The organism is Mesorhizobium huakuii, assembly GCF_014189455.1.
GTDB lineage: Bacteria > Pseudomonadota > Alphaproteobacteria > Rhizobiales > Rhizobiaceae > Mesorhizobium > Mesorhizobium huakuii_A.
Map to the genome: position 1 here is coordinate 4,918,047 of NZ_CP050296.1, position 17,672 is coordinate 4,935,718.

The window sequence follows — 17,672 nt, forward strand, 5'->3', positions numbered from 1 at the left end:
CATAGACTGTTTCGACGCACTGTCCTTTTGGGAGCAGGCCCGCGTCACTGACACGCATTTACTTTCGCAGGCCGGCGGCCTATCCCGCCGTTGAACAGAAAGCCTGAGCACCCGTGAACGCAACGCCGCATACGCCGCTTCTCGACAAGGTCCGCATTCCGGCGGATTTGCGCGCGCTTGACGAGAGCGAGCTGCCGCAACTGGCTTCCGAGCTTCGCCTCGAACTGGTCGACGCGGTGTCGCGCACCGGCGGCCATCTTGGCGCTGGCCTTGGCGTCGTCGAACTGACGGTGGCGCTGCATTACGTCTTCAACACGCCGGATGACCGGCTGATCTGGGATGTCGGCCACCAGGCCTATCCGCACAAGATCCTGACCGGCCGGCGTGACCGCATCCGCACGCTACGTCAGGAAGGTGGCCTGTCCGGCTTCACCCGCCGTGCCGAGAGCGAGTACGATCCCTTCGGCGCCGCCCACTCCTCGACATCGATCTCGGCCGGTCTCGGCATGGCCGCCGCCCGCGACCTCTCCGGCGGCCGCAACAATGTCATCGCCGTCATCGGCGACGGCGCCATGTCGGCCGGCATGGCCTATGAGGCGATGAACAATGCTGGCGCGCTCGACGCCCGGCTCATCGTCATCCTCAACGACAACGACATGTCGATTGCGCCGCCGACCGGCGCCATGAGCGCCTATCTGGCGCGGCTGGCCTCGGGCAAGGCCTATGCCGGCCTGCGCGACTTCGGCAAGAAGTTGACGTCCTATCTCGGCAAGCGCGCCGATCGCGCGATCACCCGCGCGGTCGAGCATGCACGCGGCTATGTCACCGGCGGCACACTGTTCGAAGAGCTCGGCTTCTACCACATCGGCCCGATCGATGGTCACAATCTCGAACATCTGATCCCGGTGCTGAAGAACGTCCGCGACAATGGCGAAGGCCCAGTGCTGATCCATGTCGTCACCCAGAAGGGCAAGGGCTACGCGCCGGCGGAAGCCGCCGCCGACAAATATCACGGCGTCAACAAGTTCGACGTCATCACCGGCGCACAGGCCAAGGCACCGGCCAACGCACCGGCCTACACCAAGGTGTTCGCCGAAAGCCTGATCCAGGAGGCCCGTGAGGACGACCGCATCGTCGCCGTCACCGCCGCCATGCCGAGCGGCACGGGGCTGGACCTGTTCGGCGAAGTCTTCCCGTCCAGGACCTTCGATGTCGGCATTGCCGAACAGCATGCGGTGACCTTCGCCGCCGGCCTCGCCACCGAAGGCTACAAGCCGTTCGCGGCGATCTATTCGACCTTCCTGCAGCGCGCCTATGACCAGGTCGTGCACGATGTCGCGATCCAGAAACTGCCGGTGCGCTTTCCCATCGATCGCGCCGGTTTCGTCGGCGCCGATGGCGCCACCCATTGCGGCGCGTTCGACACCACCTTCTTGGCAAGCCTGCCGGGCTTTGTCGTGATGGCGGCCGCCGACGAGGCGGAGCTGCGCCACATGGTGCGCACTGCGGCAGCCTATGATGATGGCCCGATCGCCTTCCGCTATCCGCGCGGCAACGGCGTCGGCGTCGACATGCCGGAGCGTGGCTCGGTTCTCGAAATCGGCAAAGGCCGCGTCGTGCGGGAAGGCACAAAGGTGGCGCTACTGTCCTTCGGCACGCGCTTGCAGGATTGCCTGATCGCCGCCGAGGAACTCGGCGCGGCCGGGCTTTCCACCACCGTTGCCGATGCCCGTTTCGCCAAGCCGCTCGACCAGGATCTGATCCGGCGGTTGGCCCGCTCGCATGAGGTTCTGGTGACGGTGGAAGAGGGCGCCATTGGCGGCTTCGCCAGCCATGTGCTGCAGTTTCTGGCCCATGAAGGACTGCTGGAAAGCGGCCTGAAGGTACGCCCGCTGGTGCTGCCCGACGTCTTCACCGACCACGCCAAGCCGGAAAAGATGTATGCCGATGCCGGCCTCGATGCCGCCGGCATCGTGCGCACCGTATTCACGGCGCTCGGGCATACGGCCCGCGCCCAGCGCGCCTGATTCAGAACCTCAAGCGCTTGAATCAGTTTGCCGGCTTGATTTTGTAACGCATTGTTAACACTGCCGTTTGGCGTTTTGCTTACCGTGTCCCTTGGCCGTTTTTCAACGGCGCCCTGCTAGATCAGTTGTCAGGCAGGGAGACAATTGGAATGAAGACGCTTCTGTGCGGCGTGGCCCTATCGGCCATCATAATTGCGCCGGTCGCCGCCGAGACGCGCTATGACCGCAATCTCGAAAAAGCAGCGCTGGGCATCGTCGCCGGCAAGATGGGCAATATCAGGGGCGGCTTTTCCTACAAGCAGGTGCCGCAACTCGTGATCGTGCCGGACCCCGCGCCTCCGGTTGCGGCTGAGCATCCACGTGAGCAAGCTTCGGGGGAGCGAGACGACGGTTTGTCTCCAGCCGTCGAGCGCCAGGTGTCGCGCACCATCTTCTAGAACCACATATCGCGCACGCAGCGGCCATCACGCGGCAAGTCGTCGTAGGTGTCGAGGCCATCGAAATGGTCGATTGGCAGATCGGCGACGGCCTCGGGCGGCGCCAGCCGCACATTGACGGCGATGCGTGTTCGATCAGACGCGCCGGCGCCCAAGCCGCGCCAGGCCAGCACGCAGGCGCAGGTCGGGCAGAACAGGATTTCGAGCGACGGCGTATCCTTTCCGGCGCGCGTATAGCTGGTCATCGGTCCGGAAACGCGTATGCGTTCGTCGATATAATCATAGGCCCAGAGCACGCCATAGCGACGGCAAAGTGTGCAGTTGCAGGCTGTGATCGGCCCGGGATCGCCTTCAAGGGTCCAGTGGGCCGCGCCGCAGTGGCAGGTTCCCGTCAGCATTCATTCTCCCCCGAGTTGCGACGATGGAGGTTCTCCTATTACCATTTTGCCGGACCCGATGCGATGCACGCAAGCCGCTACGCGGCCTGATGTGCTCGACGGTCTTTCCTTGTTCCGTCCCAATGTCCTTGCCTTCGCTGCCGGCTTTCGCCATGAAGGCCGATGAACTCGCCTCTGCCAGCCAGCACACGCCAGCGGCTCGACGACCTGCTCGTCCAGCGCGGCCTGTTTGCCAGCCGCTCGCGTGCCCGCGACGCGGTCGAGCGCGGCACGGTGACGGTTGACGGCACCATTGCCCGCAAGCCCGGTCAGAACGTTTCGCCGCAATGCCTTGTTGCCATCGATGATCCGGCGCAGGGCTATGTGTCGCGCGCGGCGCTGAAGCTGATCGGCGGGCTCGACCATTTCAGCCTCGATCCGGCCGGCCGCGAGGCGCTAGATATTGGTGCCTCGACAGGCGGGTTTACCCAGGTGCTGCTCGAACGCGGTGCGTCCCATGTCACGGCAATCGATGTCGGTCATGGCCAGATGCATCCCGATGTCGGCAAGGACCCGCGCGTGACGGTCATCGAGGGGCTGAACGCCCGCGATCTCACCGCTACGGATCTTGCCGGCCGCATTCCGGATTTCATCGTTTCCGACGTCAGCTTCATTTCGCTCAAACTGGCGCTGCCGCCGGCGCTCGCGATTGCGAAGCCCGGTGCCGCCGCGATCTTTCTGGTCAAGCCGCAATTCGAGGCGGGTCGCGAGGCGATCGGCAAGGGTGGTCTGTTGAAAGATCCCTTCGATGCCGCCCGTGTCGCCGGCCTGCTGCAGGATTGGCTGGATGCCGTTCCTGGCTGGCGCTCGCTCGGCCTGCATCTGTCGCCGATCGAAGGCGGCGACGGCAATCGTGAATTCCTGCTCGGTGGGATCAAGGATCGATGAGCGCGCGCTTCACCATCAAAAAGCTGGGCGCCCAGGGCGACGGCATTGCCGAGACCGAAAGCGGCGACCTGTTCATTCCCTTCACGCTGCCGGGCGAGGTTGTCACCGCCGCGCGCGAACGGGATCGCGCCACGCTGATGGCGGTGCTGGAAGCCTCACCACTGCGCATCGATCCGGCCTGCCGCCATTTCACCGAATGCGGCGGCTGTGCCCTCCAGCATTTCGAGACCGAGGCCTATCGCCAGTGGAAACGCGACAAGGTGGTGCACGCCCTGAAGGGCTTCGATTGCGACATCGATCCGCTGGTCGCCTGCGCGCCGCACACGCGCCGCCGTGTCGTGCTTGCCGCGCGGCGCGCCGAGACGGGCATGCTGCTCGGCTTCAACCGCCATCTGTCGCCGGAAATCATTTCCATATCGGAATGCCCGATCTCGCTGCCCGAGATCGTCGCCGCGCTCGACCGGCTGAGGGCGCTCGCCGATTTGATATGCGCCACCACCAAATCGTTCCGGATGGCGGTCACCGTGACCGGTTCCGGCCTCGACGTTGCGGTGCATGAGTCCGGCAAGCTCGGCGAACACCAGCGCCGCATCGCCTCCAACTTCGTCCTTGCGCAAGGCTTTGCCAGACTGTCCATCGATGACGAGATCGTCATCGAACCGAGGAAGCCCGTGGTGATGTTCGGCAGCGTTGCCGTCGCCGTGCCGCCTGGCGCCTTCCTGCAGGCGACCGAGGCCGCCGAACAGACCATGGCCGAGATTGTCGGCACACATCTGAAGCGCGCCAAGAAGGTCGCCGATCTTTTCGCCGGTTGCGGCAGCTTTGCCTTGCGGTTGGCCGCGAAGTCGGAAGTCCATGCGGTGGAAGGCGATGCGGCCGCACTTTCAGCGCTCGACCGGGGGGCACGTTTCGCCACCGGCTTGAAGCGGGTGACGGGCGAACGCCGCGACCTGTTTCGCCGTCCGCTGACGTTCAAGGAATTGAATGCCTTCGACGGCCTTGTCTTCGACCCGCCGCGGGCAGGTGCCGAGGATCAGTCGAAGCAGATCGCCCGCTCTGATGTTCCCTTCGTTGCCGCGGTGTCCTGCAACCCGGTGACGCTGGCGCGCGACCTGCGCATCCTCATCGACGGTGGCTATCAACTGAAAAGCGTGACGCCGATCGACCAGTTCCTGTGGTCGCCCCATGTCGAGGCTGTCGCGCTACTGGAAAAGCCCAAGAAGCGCCGATAGGCGGATCTCGGTTCGACTGCCGCGCGGACAGAAAGCGATCACTTTTCCTTGAAATCGCCAGTTGGGCTATACTCGATCCCAACCTGCCGAGATCGCGCCGCAAAGCCGCCTCTTTGCGCCCATCTAGTCCAGATCGCTGGAGGAGGGGAAGGGCCTCGACAGCGTCGGCTCTTTACCCATGGTGGCCTGAAATGCGGATGCTCCAGAAATTCCTCAGTTTATTCGTCCTCTTGCTTGTCGTCGCCGCCTCGGCGACGGGCGCGCTCGCGCAACAGCAAAAACGCCTCGCTTTCGTCATCGGCAACGCTGCCTATCCGTCCGGCGCGCTGGTGATACCCGCCAACGACGCCGGACTGATCGCGCAGACCTTGCAGGCTGCCGGTTTCGATGTGGTCGGCGCCCGTGATGTAGATCAGGAGTCGCTGCGCGGCGCGCTGCGCGACTTCCTCGGCAAGGTCTCCGCCGCCGGACCCGACGCGGTCGTCTTCGTCTACCTCGCCGGCCAAGGTGTGCAGTTCGAAGGCGAGAACTACTTCCTGCCGGTCGATGCCCAGATCGCCAATCCAGCCGACGTCCCGCTCCAGGCGATGCGGCTCTCCGACGTCACCAAGTCGCTGGCTGGCCTGCCGACGAAGGTCAACATCGTCGTGCTCGACGCGGCGCGACCGAATGCATTCCCGCAAACGAACCAGCCGCTGGCCGGCGGCCTCGCACTGGTCGATCCCGACCCGAACATGCTGATCGCCTTCAACGCCGCCCCGGGCACCGTCGCGCTGGAAGGCAAGGGCCCGTACGGCGCCTATGCCCAGGCGCTGGCCGAGATGATGCGCGACGGCGGCCTGTCGCTCGACGATGTGTTCGACCGCACGCGCCTGCGCGTCAACGAAGTGACGCAAGGGGCCGAAGTGCCTTGGAACGCCTCGAAGATCAGCGCGCCCTTCGTGTTTTTCGATCGTGCCCCGGATGCGCCCGCGCCGAAGGTTTCGGAGGCCGAATCCCAGGCCAACCGGACCAGGGAAATCCGCGACTTCGATGCCCACGACGCTTATGTAGCGGCGCTCGATCGCGATACGCTGCGCGGTTATGAGGATTTCGTCGGCGCCTATCCGCACGATCCGATGGCCAAGCGCGTGCGCGCCATCATCGCAGCGCGGCGCGAGGCGATCACTTGGCGCGAAACCTGGCTACGGGACACGCCGGAAGCCTACTGGTCATATCTCCGGCGCTACCCGCATGGCCCGCATGCCTGGGATGCCCGCCGCCGGCTCGAGCATTTCGAAGCGGCCCTGGAGCCCCCGGAAGATTTCACCGTCTACGCCTATGACGTGCCGCCGCCGCCGGAGGAGGAAATCGTCTACGTCGACCGTCCCGTACTCTATTTCGACGACCCCGATTTCGATTTCGATCCGCCGCCGCCCGTGACGGTGATCTTCCTGCCGCCACGGCCGCGCGACTTCATCGAATTGCCGCCACCGCCGCCGCCGGTCGGTGTCTTCCTTCTGCCGACACCGGTCTTTGTGCCCGTGCCGGCGTGGGTCAACCCGCCGCATGACATCTTCCCACCGCCGGACAATGTCATCTTCAACAACATCCACAACACCACGATCATCAACAACACGACGGTCAACGAGAACAACAACCAGGGCGGCGGCCTCACCACGGGCCAGAAACTGACCGCCGGCGCCGTGGGCCTGGGTGCGGCCGCACTGGCGACCAAGGTGGCGCTGCCAGCTCTTCTGCAGAAGAAAGAAGCCGTGCTGTCCAAGCAGAACCCGGGCGGCCTGCCGCTGAAGCCGGGGCAGGGTGGCCAGCAGCCCGGAGGTGCCACGCCGCTGTCGAAGACCTTGCCTGCCGACAAGCTGACAGGTCATGCCTTGCCCGGCGCCGACGGCAAGACGCTGCCGCTCGTCAATGGCAAGCCGGTGCTGAATGGACAGAACCTGCCCAACAACCCGAACCTGCCCAACAACAAGTCTAAGAAGCTGTTGAACAAGCAGGGCACGACAGGTGGAAACGCCGTGACCGGGAACCCGGTGCTGAATGGACAGAACCTGCCCACCAACCCGAACCTGCCCAACAACAAGTCCAAGAAGCTCTTGAACAAGCAGGTCACGACAGGTGGAAACGCCGTGACCGGTAACCCGGTGGTGAATGGGCAAAACGGGGCCAATGGCCAAGGCAATGGGCAGGGCCAGAACGGTACCGGCAAGACTGGCAAGAAGCTCCGCAAGATTCCTGACGCCAACGGCACGCCTGCGGCGAATGGAGCGAACAACGCTTCGGCGCTCAATGGCCAGAATTCAGGCCAGAATCCGCCCAATGGCAAGTTCAAGAAGCTTCACAACCAAGGCAGTGGCCAGACGAACGGCCAGGCCAATGGGCAAGGCGGTGGGGCACAGGGCAATGGCAACGGTCCCAAATTCCACAAGCTGCCCGCCAACGGAAACGGTGGTGGCAATGTCCAGCAGAAATTCAAGGTCAACAATGGCAATCCGCAGCTGAAGGTGCAGGGTCAACCGAAGCCGCAGAGGCCGGAGTTCCACGCCCAGCCGAAGCAGGAGATCCAGCAGGTGCACCGGCAGCCGCAGGCGCAGCCAAAGCCGCAGCCGCCAGCCGTCAAGAAGCCGTCTTGCGGGCACCCCAATGAGCCCGCTTGCAAGAAATAGCACATGTCGCCCGGAGGTGGCCCGGCTCGGGTCGTGACATGCGTAAGGCTTGAAACGCATCGCCGGTCGCGTTGTGTGAGGTGAGGCGGCTGTGCCGGGTTGGCGGCAAGATATGGCCGGGCCGCTGCGGCAACCCCCGATCAGATCACAACTGCGTGGTTGGCTACAGCCAAGATTGCGCGGCGCCCCGGCTCGCTGATACCCAGTCAGTGCCGGGGGGCCTCAAGGGAGTAACCATAATGAGGATTGCAAGCGTTCTGACGTCTATCGCCGTGGCCGGTTTCATCGCGACGGGAGTCGCCGCGGCAGCGACGACGGCGGCCACGACGACCACTGCGCCGGCCGCCACCACGGCCGCCCCCATGAAGAAGGCGCCGGCGACTGCCATGACGCCGGAGAAAACCGCTATTTCGAAGCAATGTTCAGCCCTTGCCGACGCCAAGAAGCTGCACGGCAAGGCGCGCGAGAAATTCCGGGCCGACTGCAAGAAGAACGGCGGCAAACCCACCTGATCAACCGCCGTCGCGGCGGAGGTTCGCTGCCAGCCTGCTCTACCGGGGAGGCTGGCGGCAATTTCGGAAAATATGAGCCCGGTTTCGTTTGAAGCCGCTCCCACATAGGCCGGACTAGGGCAGAAAGTACGCGGGTGGCATTCGCCATCTTGACGGTTGGGTAACTCGCCCAACAGCATTGACCGCTGCGGCCCTGACAGCCTCTCAGTCTACGAGTTTGGCAACGTTTGTTAGGGTCTTCGGCGTGCCACCCCGCTGGTTGATCGACAGCCAGATATTCGGGTTCTGCTGCGACTGGCGTTTCAGGAAGTAGTAGCCGGTCGCGTTCCAGGGCCTGATTTCGTCGACCAGATTGTCGAGGACGAGATCGCCCTTGTCGGTTTTCACCGTCAGGATGGTGTGGCCTTCATTGTCAAGATCGTGCACCACGGTCATCAGCAGCGCCTGCCGGGGGAACCCAGCCTCCTGAAGAAGCTTGCGCTTGTAGAGTGCGTAGATCTTGCAGTCGCCCTTGCCGTCAACCGGGTAATCCCAGTGGTCTACCATCGTGCCCCAGTGCTCGAAATTGCTGACGGGCTTGATGTCGTTGTTTGCCTTGAGGTTTATCCGATTGAGGATGCGCAGGTTCTGTGCGGTCAGCTTGACGTTCGTGGCCGGCAGCGCGGGGACCTTGCACTCTTTTGGCCGGCGATGGCAGAAATCGAGCCAGCCGTAAGGAACGCTGGTACGTCCACCAACCGAGGCGAAGCGCAAGGCATCCGCGGATGGTTGCGTCTTCCTGAGCAATGTCGACTGTTTGAGTAAAGTGGATTGCGCTGAAGCCGAACCGACATCCAACGAAGTTGCACCAATCAGCGAAACACTGCCAAGCAGGAACGAGGAAGTCAGGACGCCGAGGGAACGCAGCACTGGCAACACCACCGTACGAGAGCACCGATCAACGGTAATGTGGTGACGGCGCACGATCAATTAAACATTTAAGAAGGCGTTAACATGTTCGTGTTCGCGGTCTGCAAACGCGTCGGGACGCCAGCACGAGGCCACTGTGCCACGGCGTCATCACTATGCTTCTTGCACGTCCCCAAGCCCCGCCGCTTGCGCCGCCTTGATCAATTTGCGGTCGAAGGTCACGAATCCCGTACAATGCGCCGACTTGCCGAGGTGTAGCGCATCCGCGAGATCCACACCGGCCTCGACCAGATCGAGCGCGGAAGAGACAAGCGCCGCGTCTTCGATTTCAACCGTGGGAAGGCCGCCGAACGCCCGCAAAGCTCTGACGACAGTGGCCTGGTGATAGCCGTAGGCGCTGCGCAGCACCCACTCGGCTTCCAGGATAACCGTCACAGCGACAAATACCTGTCGGTCATCGATGACGCGCCGGGCGCGCGAGGATTGCTCGGGATGGTCGTTGGTCAGGTACCGAACGACAATATTGGTATCAATCGCGAGCATGCCGCCGCCGTGCTTCGGCGAGAACGCCCGCATCCATGTCTTCAAGTGTCTTCGGCCTGCCGTTATGGGGCAGGAAACCAAAGACGTCTTGAGGCCGGGTTGCGGCGAAGGCAGGTGCTGGCTTCAAAAGAACGCCCTCCGGCGTGTCTTCGACCTCCAGGCGGGTGCCGGCGCCCCATTCCCTGCGTTTGCGGATCGCGCTCGGCAGGATCACTTGCCCCTTGGTCGAGACGGTGGTGGTGAGCTTTTCGGAGCCGGCCATTGTAGCCTACCTCAGTGTAAGACAAAGGTAAGATATACCCTTAGCGGTTGGAATTCAATCCACGAGATCCCGCGCGCGGCAGCGTCAGCCTGCTTCCGAAAGGATACGCTCGACGAAGGCAGGAACCACTTGCGTCGCCGGTCCTTCCATCTGCTCGTCGAAGCGCGAGGCCCAGCCTGCGCATTTCAAATTGAGTTCGATCGTCAAGGCGCCGGCGGCACGGGCCTCCTCGACGAAACCGGCCGCCGGGTAGACGCTGCCGCTCGTTCCGATCGCCAGGAACAGGTCGCAATGCGTCAGCGCTTCGCCGATCTCTTCCATGCGGTAAGGCATCTCGCCGAACCAGACCACATCAGGCCGCAGCTTGCCTCTTGAGCCGCAGGCCGGGCATCCGGATTGAACGGTGATGTCACCTGTCCAGGCGCTGCTTGCGCCACAGTCCTGGCAAAGCGCGCGGCCGAGTTCGCCATGCATATGGATCAGTTTCCGCGAGCCGGCGCGCTCATGCAGATCGTCGATGTTCTGGGTGACGAGGAGGATGTCGCCCTGAACTTCGCGCTCGAGCCTGGCCAGTGCGGCATGGGCGGCGTTCGGCTCGACGCTGTCCATCTGCCGCCGGCGCATATTGTAGAAATCCTGCACTTTGGCGGGATCGCGGGCAAAGCCTTCGGGTGTCGCAACGTCTTCGAGATCGAATTTCGCCCAGACGCCATCGGGATCGCGAAAGGTCGCGACGCCCGATTCCGCCGAAATGCCAGCGCCTGTCAGGATGACGATCTTGGATCTGGACATGGTCGGGGCCGCTTGGATTCGGAAACATCACTTTGGCGGGTGATATACCGGAACGGCCCCGAGCCTCAAACCCGTGTGCCGCCGACCGTCATCTGGTTCATCCGGAGATGCGGCTGGCCGACGCCGACCGGTACGCCCTGTCCGGCCTTGCCGCACATGCCGATGCCATTGTCGAGTTTCATGTCGTTGCCGACCATCGAGACGCGGTGCATGGCATCCGGCCCGTTGCCGATCAGCATCGCCCCCTTGATCGGCTGCGTCACCTTGCCGTTCTCGATCATGTAGGCCTCGGTGCAGCCGAACACGAATTTGCCCGACGTGATGTCGACCTGGCCGCCGCCGAAGGAGACGGCGTAGATGCCGTTCTTGACCGAAGCGATGATCTCATCCGGCTCCATGTCGCCGGACGTCATATAGGTGTTGGTCATGCGCGGCATCGGCTGGTGCGCATAGCCTTCGCGCCTTCCGTTGCCGGTGGCTTTCATGCCCATCAGCCGGGCGTTTTGCCGATCCTGCATGTAGCCGACCAGTTTGCCGTCCTCGATCAGCACGTTGCGGGCCGAAGGCGTGCCTTCATCGTCGACGGTGAGCGAGCCGCGTCGCTCGGGGATGGTGCCGTCGTCGACGACGGTGACGCCCTTGGCGGCGACCTGTTGGCCCAGCAGGCCGGCAAAGGCCGATGTCTTCTTGCGGTTGAAGTCGCCTTCGAGCCCGTGTCCGACGGCTTCGTGCAGCATGACCCCCGGCCAGCCGCTGGACAGCACGATGTCGAATGTGCCGGCCGGGGCGGGGATCGCCTCGAGATTGACCAGAGCTTGCCGCAGCGCTTCCTTGGCTGCGTGCTTCCAGCTGTCCTCGATCAGGAAGTCGCCGAACGCCTTGCGTCCGCCCATGCCGTAGGAGCCACTTTCCTGGCGGTCGCCGTCGCCGACCACGACCGAGACGTTGATGCGCACCAGCGGCCTGATATCGCGCACCACCTGGCCGTCGGCGCGCACGATCTCGACATGCTGCCAGGACGCGGCGAGCGAGGCCGTCACCTGGCGCACGCGCGGATCCTCGGCGCGCAGCCAGGCGTCGATTTCCTGCAGCAGCTTTGCCTTGGCCTCGAAGGAGGGCGAGGGGATCGGATTCTCGTCGCCGTAGAGATGGCGGTTGGTGCGGGCAGGTGCAGCGGCAAGCGTACCGGAATAGCCGCCCTTGACGGTCGAGACGGCAGCCGCCGCGCGCAGCAGCGAGGCCTCGGACAGGTCGCTCGAATGGGCGTAGCCGCTGGCTTCACCGGCGACCGCGCGCAGGCCAAAGCCCTGGTCGGTGTTGAAATTGGCGGTCTTCAGCCGACCATTGTCGAACATCAGCGCTTCGCTCTCGCTGTATTCGAGAAACAGTTCCCCGTCATCGGCGCCGTTGATGGTGTCGGCGACGATCTGCTTGATACGATCGTCTGAAATGTCGAATTGGCCGATCAGGCTGTTCATGGCGCATCCGTTCGTGGGAAGAGAGCTCGTTTCCCCCGATGTAGGCGCGAAGCCGCGCCGAGACAATCAGCAATGAGGATCGGCGTCAGCGAATGGCAACGGCCGGCTGATGCGGCATTCAGGAATTCTGCGTCAGAACCCGGTTCTGCGCCAAGCTCGGGATCAGGGGAGGGCGGCAAAGCCGTCGGCAAAACCCTTGAGGTCGACAGGGATGCCGATGCCTTCTTCAGGCGTCTGGAAGACGATGAACGTCGCCGACGTGCCGGTCTTCAGCGTGTCCAGCAGCGGCTTTTCGAGAATGACTTCGGCATAGCAGCCATCCTGGAAGCAGCGCACGAAATAGGCGCGGCCGATGTCCTTGCCGTCGACATTGAGTCCGAGTCCGTTCGGCAAAAGCACGCCGAGCGGCGCCAGCACGCGCAGGATCTCGGCCTTGTTGTCGGCGGTGCGCAGCACGACGACCGACAGCCCCATCTCCGGACGATCCTCGGCGACGACATTCTGCATCATCACGCATTGTTCGGAGGTGGCACCCGCCGGCGTGTCGCAAATGATCGACCAGGCGCCATGCGTCGAGCGCACCGTGCCGCTCGGCTGGGCGGCATTGGCCTGACTGGCGACCAGCAGACCGGCCGCGGACAGGGCAATCACAAAAATGGCTTTCGCCAAGGTGATCGAACGTCCCAGTCTCGTATGCCTCAGTCTCGAAAGCCAAGAGTTCATGACGGCTCCATTGCGAATCACGGCACTTTAAGCCGCGCCAATGCCAAGTAAAGGACGAGACCACGGCCGAACTGTCCCGAAACAGGCAATACCGCGCTTTTCCCTGCCAAATTCGCCTGAATTACGACGCTTCGCGAACCCCGCCGGCATGAGGCAGGCAACCTTCCGGACATACGCGATTCGCCGCCACGGCCGCTGCCCCGGAAGAGCCGTGTCAGCTTGCGCGCAAAAATGCCGCACAGTTTCCTCCGCTCCTTTCTTGCGGAGGGAAAAAGAGTATGGTTTGAACCACCTTGAGACTGTCGGGATTCCCGTCCTGGCATTGTTCGTTATTCTCGTTGGCGCAGCCGCGAGGAACTGGGAGACGAAGAGGGCGATGAGAAATTTCCTAGCAGACGCCAAGTTTCTAGCCAGTGCTGGGGCTGCCACCGCGTTTTTCGCCGGCACGTCCGCCCATGCCGATCAGCCCGTGGCTTGGGAGACGACTTTCCAGGCGCCGGCGACCGACATGATGCGGCAGATCGAGTGGTTCGGAAACTACACGATGTGGTTCATCGTTCCGATCACCATTCTGGTGCTCCTCCTCCTCGCCTACTGCATCGTCAAATTCCGCGCGAGCGCGAACCCGGTTCCCTCCAAGACCAGCCACAACACGCTGATCGAGGTGATCTGGACTGTCGGCCCGGTCGTGATCCTGCTCTGCCTCGCCATTCCCTCGTTCCAGCTCCTGACCGCGCAGTACACCCCGCCGGAAGAAGCCAAGCTCACTGTCAAGGCGACCGGCAACCAGTGGAACTGGGACTACGAATACCAGACCGACAACACGCTCGCCTTCAATTCGGCCATCCTCCAGGACGGCGATCGCGCCAAGGCCGGCAAGGAGGATCGCAAGGTCTACCCGCGTCTGCTCGCCGTCGACAATGAGTTGGTGGTGCCGGTCAACACGATGACGCGCGTGCTCGTCACCGCGACCGACGTGATCCACTCCTTCGCTATGCCGTCCTTCGGCATCAAGATCGACGCCATTCCGGGACGTACCAACGAGACCTGGTTCAAGGCGGAGAAGGAAGGTCTTTATTATGGTCAGTGCTCGCAGCTCTGCGGTAAGGACCACGCTTTCATGCCGATCGCCATCCGTGTCGTCTCCGACGCGCAGTTCAAGACCTGGCTGGCTGCGGCCAAGACCGACCTGCCCGGCGCCAACAAGACGCTGATGGCCGAGGTCGATGGCCAGAACAAGGTAGCGGCCGCCGGCAATTGATGCCGCGGGTTAGCAAGATTTAGGGAACGGAGCGGAACATGGCAGACGCTGCAGCTCACGACGGCCACGACCACAAGCCTTATCATGGCTGGGTGCGCTGGGTTTATTCGACCAACCACAAGGATATCGGCACGCTCTACCTGATCTTCGCGATCATGGCCGGTATCATCGGCGGCGCCCTGTCGGTCGCCATCCGCATGGAATTGCAGGAGCCTGGCATCCAGATCTTCAGCGGTCTGGCGCAGATGGTCTACGGCATGAACGGTGATGCAGCGGTCGACGGCGGCAAGAGCATGTACAATGCCTTCGCCACCGCGCATGCGCTGATCATGATCTTCTTCATGGTCATGCCGGCTCTGATCGGCGGCTTCGCCAACTGGATGGTGCCGATCATGATCGGTGCTCCTGACATGGCGTTCCCGCGCATGAACAACATCTCCTTCTGGCTACTGCCGCCGGCCTTCATCCTGCTGCTCACCTCGATGTTCGTGCCGAGCGCGCCGGGCGCCTACGGTGTCGGCGGTGGCTGGACGCTCTATCCGCCGCTGTCGACCTCGGGTCAGCCCGGGCCGGCCATGGATCTGGCGATCCTGTCGATCCACATCGCCGGTGCCTCGTCGATCCTCGGTGCCATCAACTTCATTACCACCATCTTCAACATGCGCGCTCCGGGCATGACGCTGCACAAGATGCCGCTGTTTGCCTGGTCGGTGCTGGTCACCGCCTTCCTGCTGCTGTTGTCGTTGCCGGTCCTGGCCGGCGGCATCACCATGCTGCTCACCGACCGCAATTTCGGCACCACCTTCTTCGCTCCCGATGGCGGCGGCGATCCGATCTTGTTCCAGCATCTGTTCTGGTTCTTCGGTCACCCGGAAGTCTACATCCTGATCCTGCCGGGCTTCGGCATCATCAGCCACGTCATCTCGACCTTCTCGAAGAAGCCGGTGTTCGGCTATCTCGGCATGGCCTACGCCATGGTCGCGATCGGCGCTGTAGGCTTCATCGTGTGGGCGCACCACATGTATACGACCGGCCTGTCGCTCGACACGCAGCGCTACTTCGTCTTCGCCACCATGGTCATCGCGGTGCCGACGGGCGTGAAGATCTTCTCCTGGATTGCGACGATGTGGGGCGGGTCGATCTCGTTCAAGACGCCGATGCTGTGGGCGCTGGGCTTCATCTTCCTGTTCACCATCGGTGGCGTTACCGGCGTTCAGCTGGCCAATGCCGGCCTCGACCGCTCGCTGCATGACACCTATTTCGTCATCGCCCACTTCCACTACGTGCTGTCGCTGGGTGCGGTGTTCGCCATCTTCGCCGGCTGGTACTACTGGTTCCCGAAGATGACCGGTTACATGTACTCCCCTGTCATCGCCAACACCCATTTCTGGGTGACCTTCGTCGGCGTCAACCTGATCTTCTTCCCGCAGCATTTCCTCGGCCTCGCCGGCATGCCGCGCCGCACCATCGACTATCCGGACGCGTTTGCCGGCTGGAACTATGTGTCGTCGATCGGCTCCTATATCTCGGCCGTCGGTGTGGCGATCTTCCTCTACGGCGTGTTCGAAGCCTTCCAGAAGAAGCGGATCGCCGGTGCCAACCCATGGGGTGAGGGCGCCACCACGCTCGAATGGCAGCTGCCTTCGCCGCCGCCGTTCCACCAGTGGGAGCAGCTGCCGAAGATCAAGTAAGCGGCTTCCCGCCCGAATACGAAACCGCCGGCCCGCCGGCGGTTTTGGCCAACGGAATGATGGACTGAGTACGCATGGCCCTAGTCGACGAAACCAGCATTGACGAAGCGGGCTTCCGCATGTCGGAAGCGACGGCGGGCGATTTCTTCGCCCTGCTGAAGCCGCGCGTCATGTCGCTGGTGGTGTTCACCGCCTTTGTCGGGCTGGTCGCCGCCCCGCTGACCATCAACCCGCTGCTGGCTGTGATCGCCATATTGTCCATTGCCATCGGCGCCGGCGCCTCGGGTGCGCTCAACATGTGGTACGACGCCGACATCGACGCGGTGATGACCAGGACGGCCAGCCGTCCGGTGCCGTCCGGTCGCATCCAGCCGCACGAGGCGCTCAGCTTCGGCCTGGTGCTCTCGGTGCTGTCGGTGATGACGCTCGGCGTGCTGGTCAACTGGCTGTCGGCGACGCTGCTGGCCTTCACCATCTTCTTCTATGCCGTCGTCTACACGATGTGGCTGAAGCGCTGGACGCCGCAGAACATCGTCATCGGTGGCGCTGCCGGTGCGATCCCGCCGGTCATCGGCTGGGCCGCGGTGACCGGGTCGGTCAGCCTCGAAAGCATCGTCCTGTTCCTGATCATCTTCCTATGGACGCCGCCGCATTTCTGGGCACTGGCACTGTTCAAGTCCGAGGACTATGAGCGCGCCGGCATCCCGATGATGCCCAATGTCGCCGGCCATGCGTCGACGCGCCGTCAGATCTTCGCCTATGCGCTGGCGCTGGCCCCGGTCGGCGTGCTGCCGTGGCTGCTCGGTTACACCACGCCTTTCTATGGCGTGGCCGCCGTGCTGCTGGGCGTTGGCTTTGTCTGGTATGCGTGGAAAGTGCTCGGCATGGCCGACGATGACCGCGTCATGAAGCCGGCCAAGGCGCTGTTTGCCTATTCGCTGCTTTATCTCTTCGCCATCTTCGCTGCCTACCTGGCCGACAGCGTTGTCGAACGCGCGCTTGCCATGGGTGGGGCATGATCATGGTCGAGGAAAAGCTTGAAACGGTCACGCTGACCGATCGCCAGAAGAAGGCCCAGCGCAGCCGTTCGGTTGCCATCGGCGTGGCGCTGGCGGTGCTGGTCGTCATTTTCTACATCGCCACGATCATCAAGTTCGGCCACAATCTAGGCACGATGTGATGAGCGTCGAGATCTCCAAGAAGCCAGCCGGCAAGAACAGCAACGCGATCGTCGCGGCGGTCTGCCTCGCCTTCTTTACCGGCATGATCGGCATGGCCTATGCCGCCGTGCCGCTCTACAAGATGTTCTGCCAAGCAACCGGCTATGGCGGCAAGACGCAACGCGTCGAGAAGCAGTATGCCGGCCGCGTGCTTGACCGCGAGATCACCGTGCGCTTCGACGCCAATATTGCCGGCGTGCCGTGGGAATTCCAGCCGGTCCAGCGCTCGATGACCATGAAGATCGGCGAGACCGTGCAGGCGCATTATCAGGCGACCAACAAGTTCGATCGCCCCGTCACCGGCCGCGCCACCTTCAACGTGCAGCCGGAACTGGCGGGTCCGTATTTCAACAAGGTCGAGTGCTTCTGCTTCACCGATACGTCGCTGAAGCCCGGCGAGACGCTGGACATGCCGGTCCTGTTCTATGTGGACCCCGATATCGTCAATGTGCCGGAACTGAAGGACGTGAAGACGATCACCTTGTCCTACACGATGTTCCCGGTCGAGAAGACCAAGCCGGTCGCCTCCTCGGAGCCGGTCCAGGGCAACAGCAAGACAATTTCCAATACCGAAGCAAATCTCGGGGGGTTGAT

17 protein-coding genes and 1 pseudogene are annotated in these 17,672 nt (G+C 63.1%); 11 read left to right on the forward strand and 7 right to left on the reverse strand.

Annotation, left to right across the window (positions count from 1 at the left end; all coding sequences use genetic code 11):
* The first annotated feature begins 113 nt into the window (after nt 1-113).
* Both dxs and HB778_RS23660 read left to right on the forward strand, forming a co-directional pair.
* Nucleotides 114-2,027 (forward strand): 1-deoxy-D-xylulose-5-phosphate synthase, encoded by a 1,914-nt coding sequence (gene dxs, locus HB778_RS23655; RefSeq protein ID WP_183457432.1) that lies wholly within the window; start codon nt 114-116, stop codon nt 2,025-2,027.
* 149 nt (nt 2,028-2,176) lie between these two features.
* The gene (locus HB778_RS23660) at nt 2,177-2,464 is read left to right on the forward strand and encodes a hypothetical protein (protein WP_183457434.1); all 288 of its coding nucleotides are present in this window, start codon (nt 2,177-2,179) and stop codon (nt 2,462-2,464) included.
* Here HB778_RS23660 and HB778_RS23665 read toward each other — a convergent pair.
* Nucleotides 2,461-2,862, reverse strand: coding sequence for a GFA family protein (locus HB778_RS23665; RefSeq protein WP_183457436.1), 402 nt, complete (start codon nt 2,860-2,862; stop codon nt 2,461-2,463). The two genes, HB778_RS23660 and HB778_RS23665, sit on opposite strands and share 4 nt — an antisense overlap.
* Nucleotides 2,863-3,024: 162 nt before the next feature.
* Between HB778_RS23665 and HB778_RS23670 the strand changes: the two genes are divergently transcribed.
* The 4 genes from HB778_RS23670 to HB778_RS23685 all read left to right on the forward strand — a co-directional run bounded on the left by HB778_RS23670 (nt 3,025) and on the right by HB778_RS23685 (nt 8,199).
* Complete coding sequence (locus tag HB778_RS23670) at nt 3,025-3,789, forward strand: TlyA family RNA methyltransferase (protein WP_183457438.1); 765 nt, start codon at nt 3,025-3,027, stop codon at nt 3,787-3,789.
* A complete protein-coding gene (locus HB778_RS23675) occupies nt 3,786-5,021 on the forward strand; it encodes a class I SAM-dependent RNA methyltransferase (RefSeq protein WP_183457440.1) in 1,236 nt (411 codons plus the stop codon). Before HB778_RS23670 ends, HB778_RS23675 begins: the two co-directional genes overlap by 4 nt.
* Before the next feature lie 191 nt (nt 5,022-5,212).
* On the forward strand, nt 5,213-7,687 hold the full coding sequence (locus tag HB778_RS23680) for a caspase family protein (protein WP_183457441.1): 2,475 nt from the start codon (nt 5,213-5,215) through the stop codon (nt 7,685-7,687).
* A 239-nt stretch (nt 7,688-7,926) separates the two neighbouring features.
* A complete protein-coding gene (locus HB778_RS23685; protein ID WP_183457442.1) occupies nt 7,927-8,199 on the forward strand; it encodes a hypothetical protein in 273 nt (90 codons plus the stop codon).
* A 204-nt stretch (nt 8,200-8,403) separates the two neighbouring features.
* On the opposite strand, the gene HB778_RS23690 is transcribed toward HB778_RS23685, so the two are convergent.
* The 6 genes from HB778_RS23690 to HB778_RS23715 all read right to left on the reverse strand — a co-directional run bounded on the left by HB778_RS23690 (nt 8,404) and on the right by HB778_RS23715 (nt 12,906).
* A complete protein-coding gene (locus HB778_RS23690; RefSeq protein WP_244661584.1) occupies nt 8,404-9,108 on the reverse strand; it encodes a transglutaminase-like cysteine peptidase in 705 nt (234 codons plus the stop codon).
* Nucleotides 9,109-9,261: 153 nt separating this feature from the next.
* The gene (locus HB778_RS23695; RefSeq protein ID WP_183465202.1) at nt 9,262-9,651 is read right to left on the reverse strand and encodes a type II toxin-antitoxin system VapC family toxin; all 390 of its coding nucleotides are present in this window, start codon (nt 9,649-9,651) and stop codon (nt 9,262-9,264) included.
* Complete coding sequence (locus tag HB778_RS23700) at nt 9,638-9,913, reverse strand: AbrB/MazE/SpoVT family DNA-binding domain-containing protein (RefSeq protein WP_183457443.1); 276 nt, start codon at nt 9,911-9,913, stop codon at nt 9,638-9,640. The genes HB778_RS23695 and HB778_RS23700 overlap by 14 nt, the downstream gene beginning before the upstream one ends.
* A gap of 84 nt (nt 9,914-9,997) precedes the next feature.
* Complete coding sequence (locus HB778_RS23705; protein ID WP_183457444.1) at nt 9,998-10,705, reverse strand: NAD-dependent deacylase; 708 nt, start codon at nt 10,703-10,705, stop codon at nt 9,998-10,000.
* A 65-nt stretch (nt 10,706-10,770) separates the two neighbouring features.
* A complete protein-coding gene (tldD, locus tag HB778_RS23710; RefSeq protein WP_183457445.1) occupies nt 10,771-12,183 on the reverse strand; it encodes a metalloprotease TldD in 1,413 nt (470 codons plus the stop codon).
* Nucleotides 12,184-12,345: 162 nt separating this feature from the next.
* Entirely contained in the window at nt 12,346-12,906 is a 561-nt protein-coding gene (locus HB778_RS23715) for an invasion associated locus B family protein (protein WP_183457447.1), read from the reverse strand.
* A gap of 376 nt (nt 12,907-13,282) precedes the next feature.
* On the opposite strand from HB778_RS23715, the gene coxB reads away from it, so the two are divergent.
* The 5 genes and pseudogenes from coxB to HB778_RS23740 form a co-directional block, all read left to right on the forward strand.
* The gene (gene coxB, locus HB778_RS23720; protein WP_244661585.1) at nt 13,283-14,167 is read left to right on the forward strand and encodes a cytochrome c oxidase subunit II; all 885 of its coding nucleotides are present in this window, start codon (nt 13,283-13,285) and stop codon (nt 14,165-14,167) included.
* Nucleotides 14,168-14,205: 38 nt separating this feature from the next.
* Complete coding sequence (ctaD, locus tag HB778_RS23725) at nt 14,206-15,858, forward strand: cytochrome c oxidase subunit I (RefSeq protein WP_183457451.1); 1,653 nt, start codon at nt 14,206-14,208, stop codon at nt 15,856-15,858.
* 74 nt (nt 15,859-15,932) lie between these two features.
* Nucleotides 15,933-16,877, forward strand: a complete 945-nt coding sequence (locus HB778_RS23730) for a heme o synthase (protein ID WP_183457453.1) — start codon at nt 15,933-15,935, stop codon at nt 16,875-16,877.
* A gap of 2 nt (nt 16,878-16,879) precedes the next feature.
* Nucleotides 16,880-17,038, forward strand: coding sequence for a hypothetical protein (locus tag HB778_RS23735; RefSeq protein ID WP_096458982.1), 159 nt, complete (start codon nt 16,880-16,882; stop codon nt 17,036-17,038).
* A pseudogene (locus tag HB778_RS23740) lies at nt 17,038-17,667 on the forward strand (cytochrome c oxidase assembly protein); the annotation flags it as partial. The gene HB778_RS23735 and the pseudogene HB778_RS23740, both read left to right, overlap by 1 nt.
* Nucleotides 17,668-17,672 lie beyond the last annotated feature (5 nt).

Coding starts and splice junctions, on each gene's coding strand:
- HB778_RS23685 (WP_183457442.1), top strand. CDS start 7,927: ATGAGGATTGCAAGCGTTCTGACGTCTATCGCCGTGGCCGGTTTCATC.
- HB778_RS23660 (WP_183457434.1), top strand. CDS start 2,177: ATGAAGACGCTTCTGTGCGGCGTGGCCCTATCGGCCATCATAATTGCG.
- HB778_RS23730 (WP_183457453.1), top strand. CDS start 15,933: ATGGCCCTAGTCGACGAAACCAGCATTGACGAAGCGGGCTTCCGCATG.
- HB778_RS23665 (WP_183457436.1), bottom strand. CDS start 2,862: ATGCTGACGGGAACCTGCCACTGCGGCGCGGCCCACTGGACCCTTGAA.
- ctaD (WP_183457451.1), top strand. CDS start 14,206: ATGGCAGACGCTGCAGCTCACGACGGCCACGACCACAAGCCTTATCAT.
- HB778_RS23680 (WP_183457441.1), top strand. CDS start 5,213: ATGCGGATGCTCCAGAAATTCCTCAGTTTATTCGTCCTCTTGCTTGTC.
- HB778_RS23735 (WP_096458982.1), top strand. CDS start 16,880: ATGGTCGAGGAAAAGCTTGAAACGGTCACGCTGACCGATCGCCAGAAG.
- HB778_RS23675 (WP_183457440.1), top strand. CDS start 3,786: ATGAGCGCGCGCTTCACCATCAAAAAGCTGGGCGCCCAGGGCGACGGC.
- HB778_RS23670 (WP_183457438.1), top strand. CDS start 3,025: ATGAACTCGCCTCTGCCAGCCAGCACACGCCAGCGGCTCGACGACCTG.
- HB778_RS23715 (WP_183457447.1), bottom strand. CDS start 12,906: ATGAACTCTTGGCTTTCGAGACTGAGGCATACGAGACTGGGACGTTCG.
- HB778_RS23695 (WP_183465202.1), bottom strand. CDS start 9,651: ATGCTCGCGATTGATACCAATATTGTCGTTCGGTACCTGACCAACGAC.
- HB778_RS23705 (WP_183457444.1), bottom strand. CDS start 10,705: ATGTCCAGATCCAAGATCGTCATCCTGACAGGCGCTGGCATTTCGGCG.
- HB778_RS23700 (WP_183457443.1), bottom strand. CDS start 9,913: ATGGCCGGCTCCGAAAAGCTCACCACCACCGTCTCGACCAAGGGGCAA.
- tldD (WP_183457445.1), bottom strand. CDS start 12,183: ATGAACAGCCTGATCGGCCAATTCGACATTTCAGACGATCGTATCAAG.
- coxB (WP_244661585.1), top strand. CDS start 13,283: ATGAGAAATTTCCTAGCAGACGCCAAGTTTCTAGCCAGTGCTGGGGCT.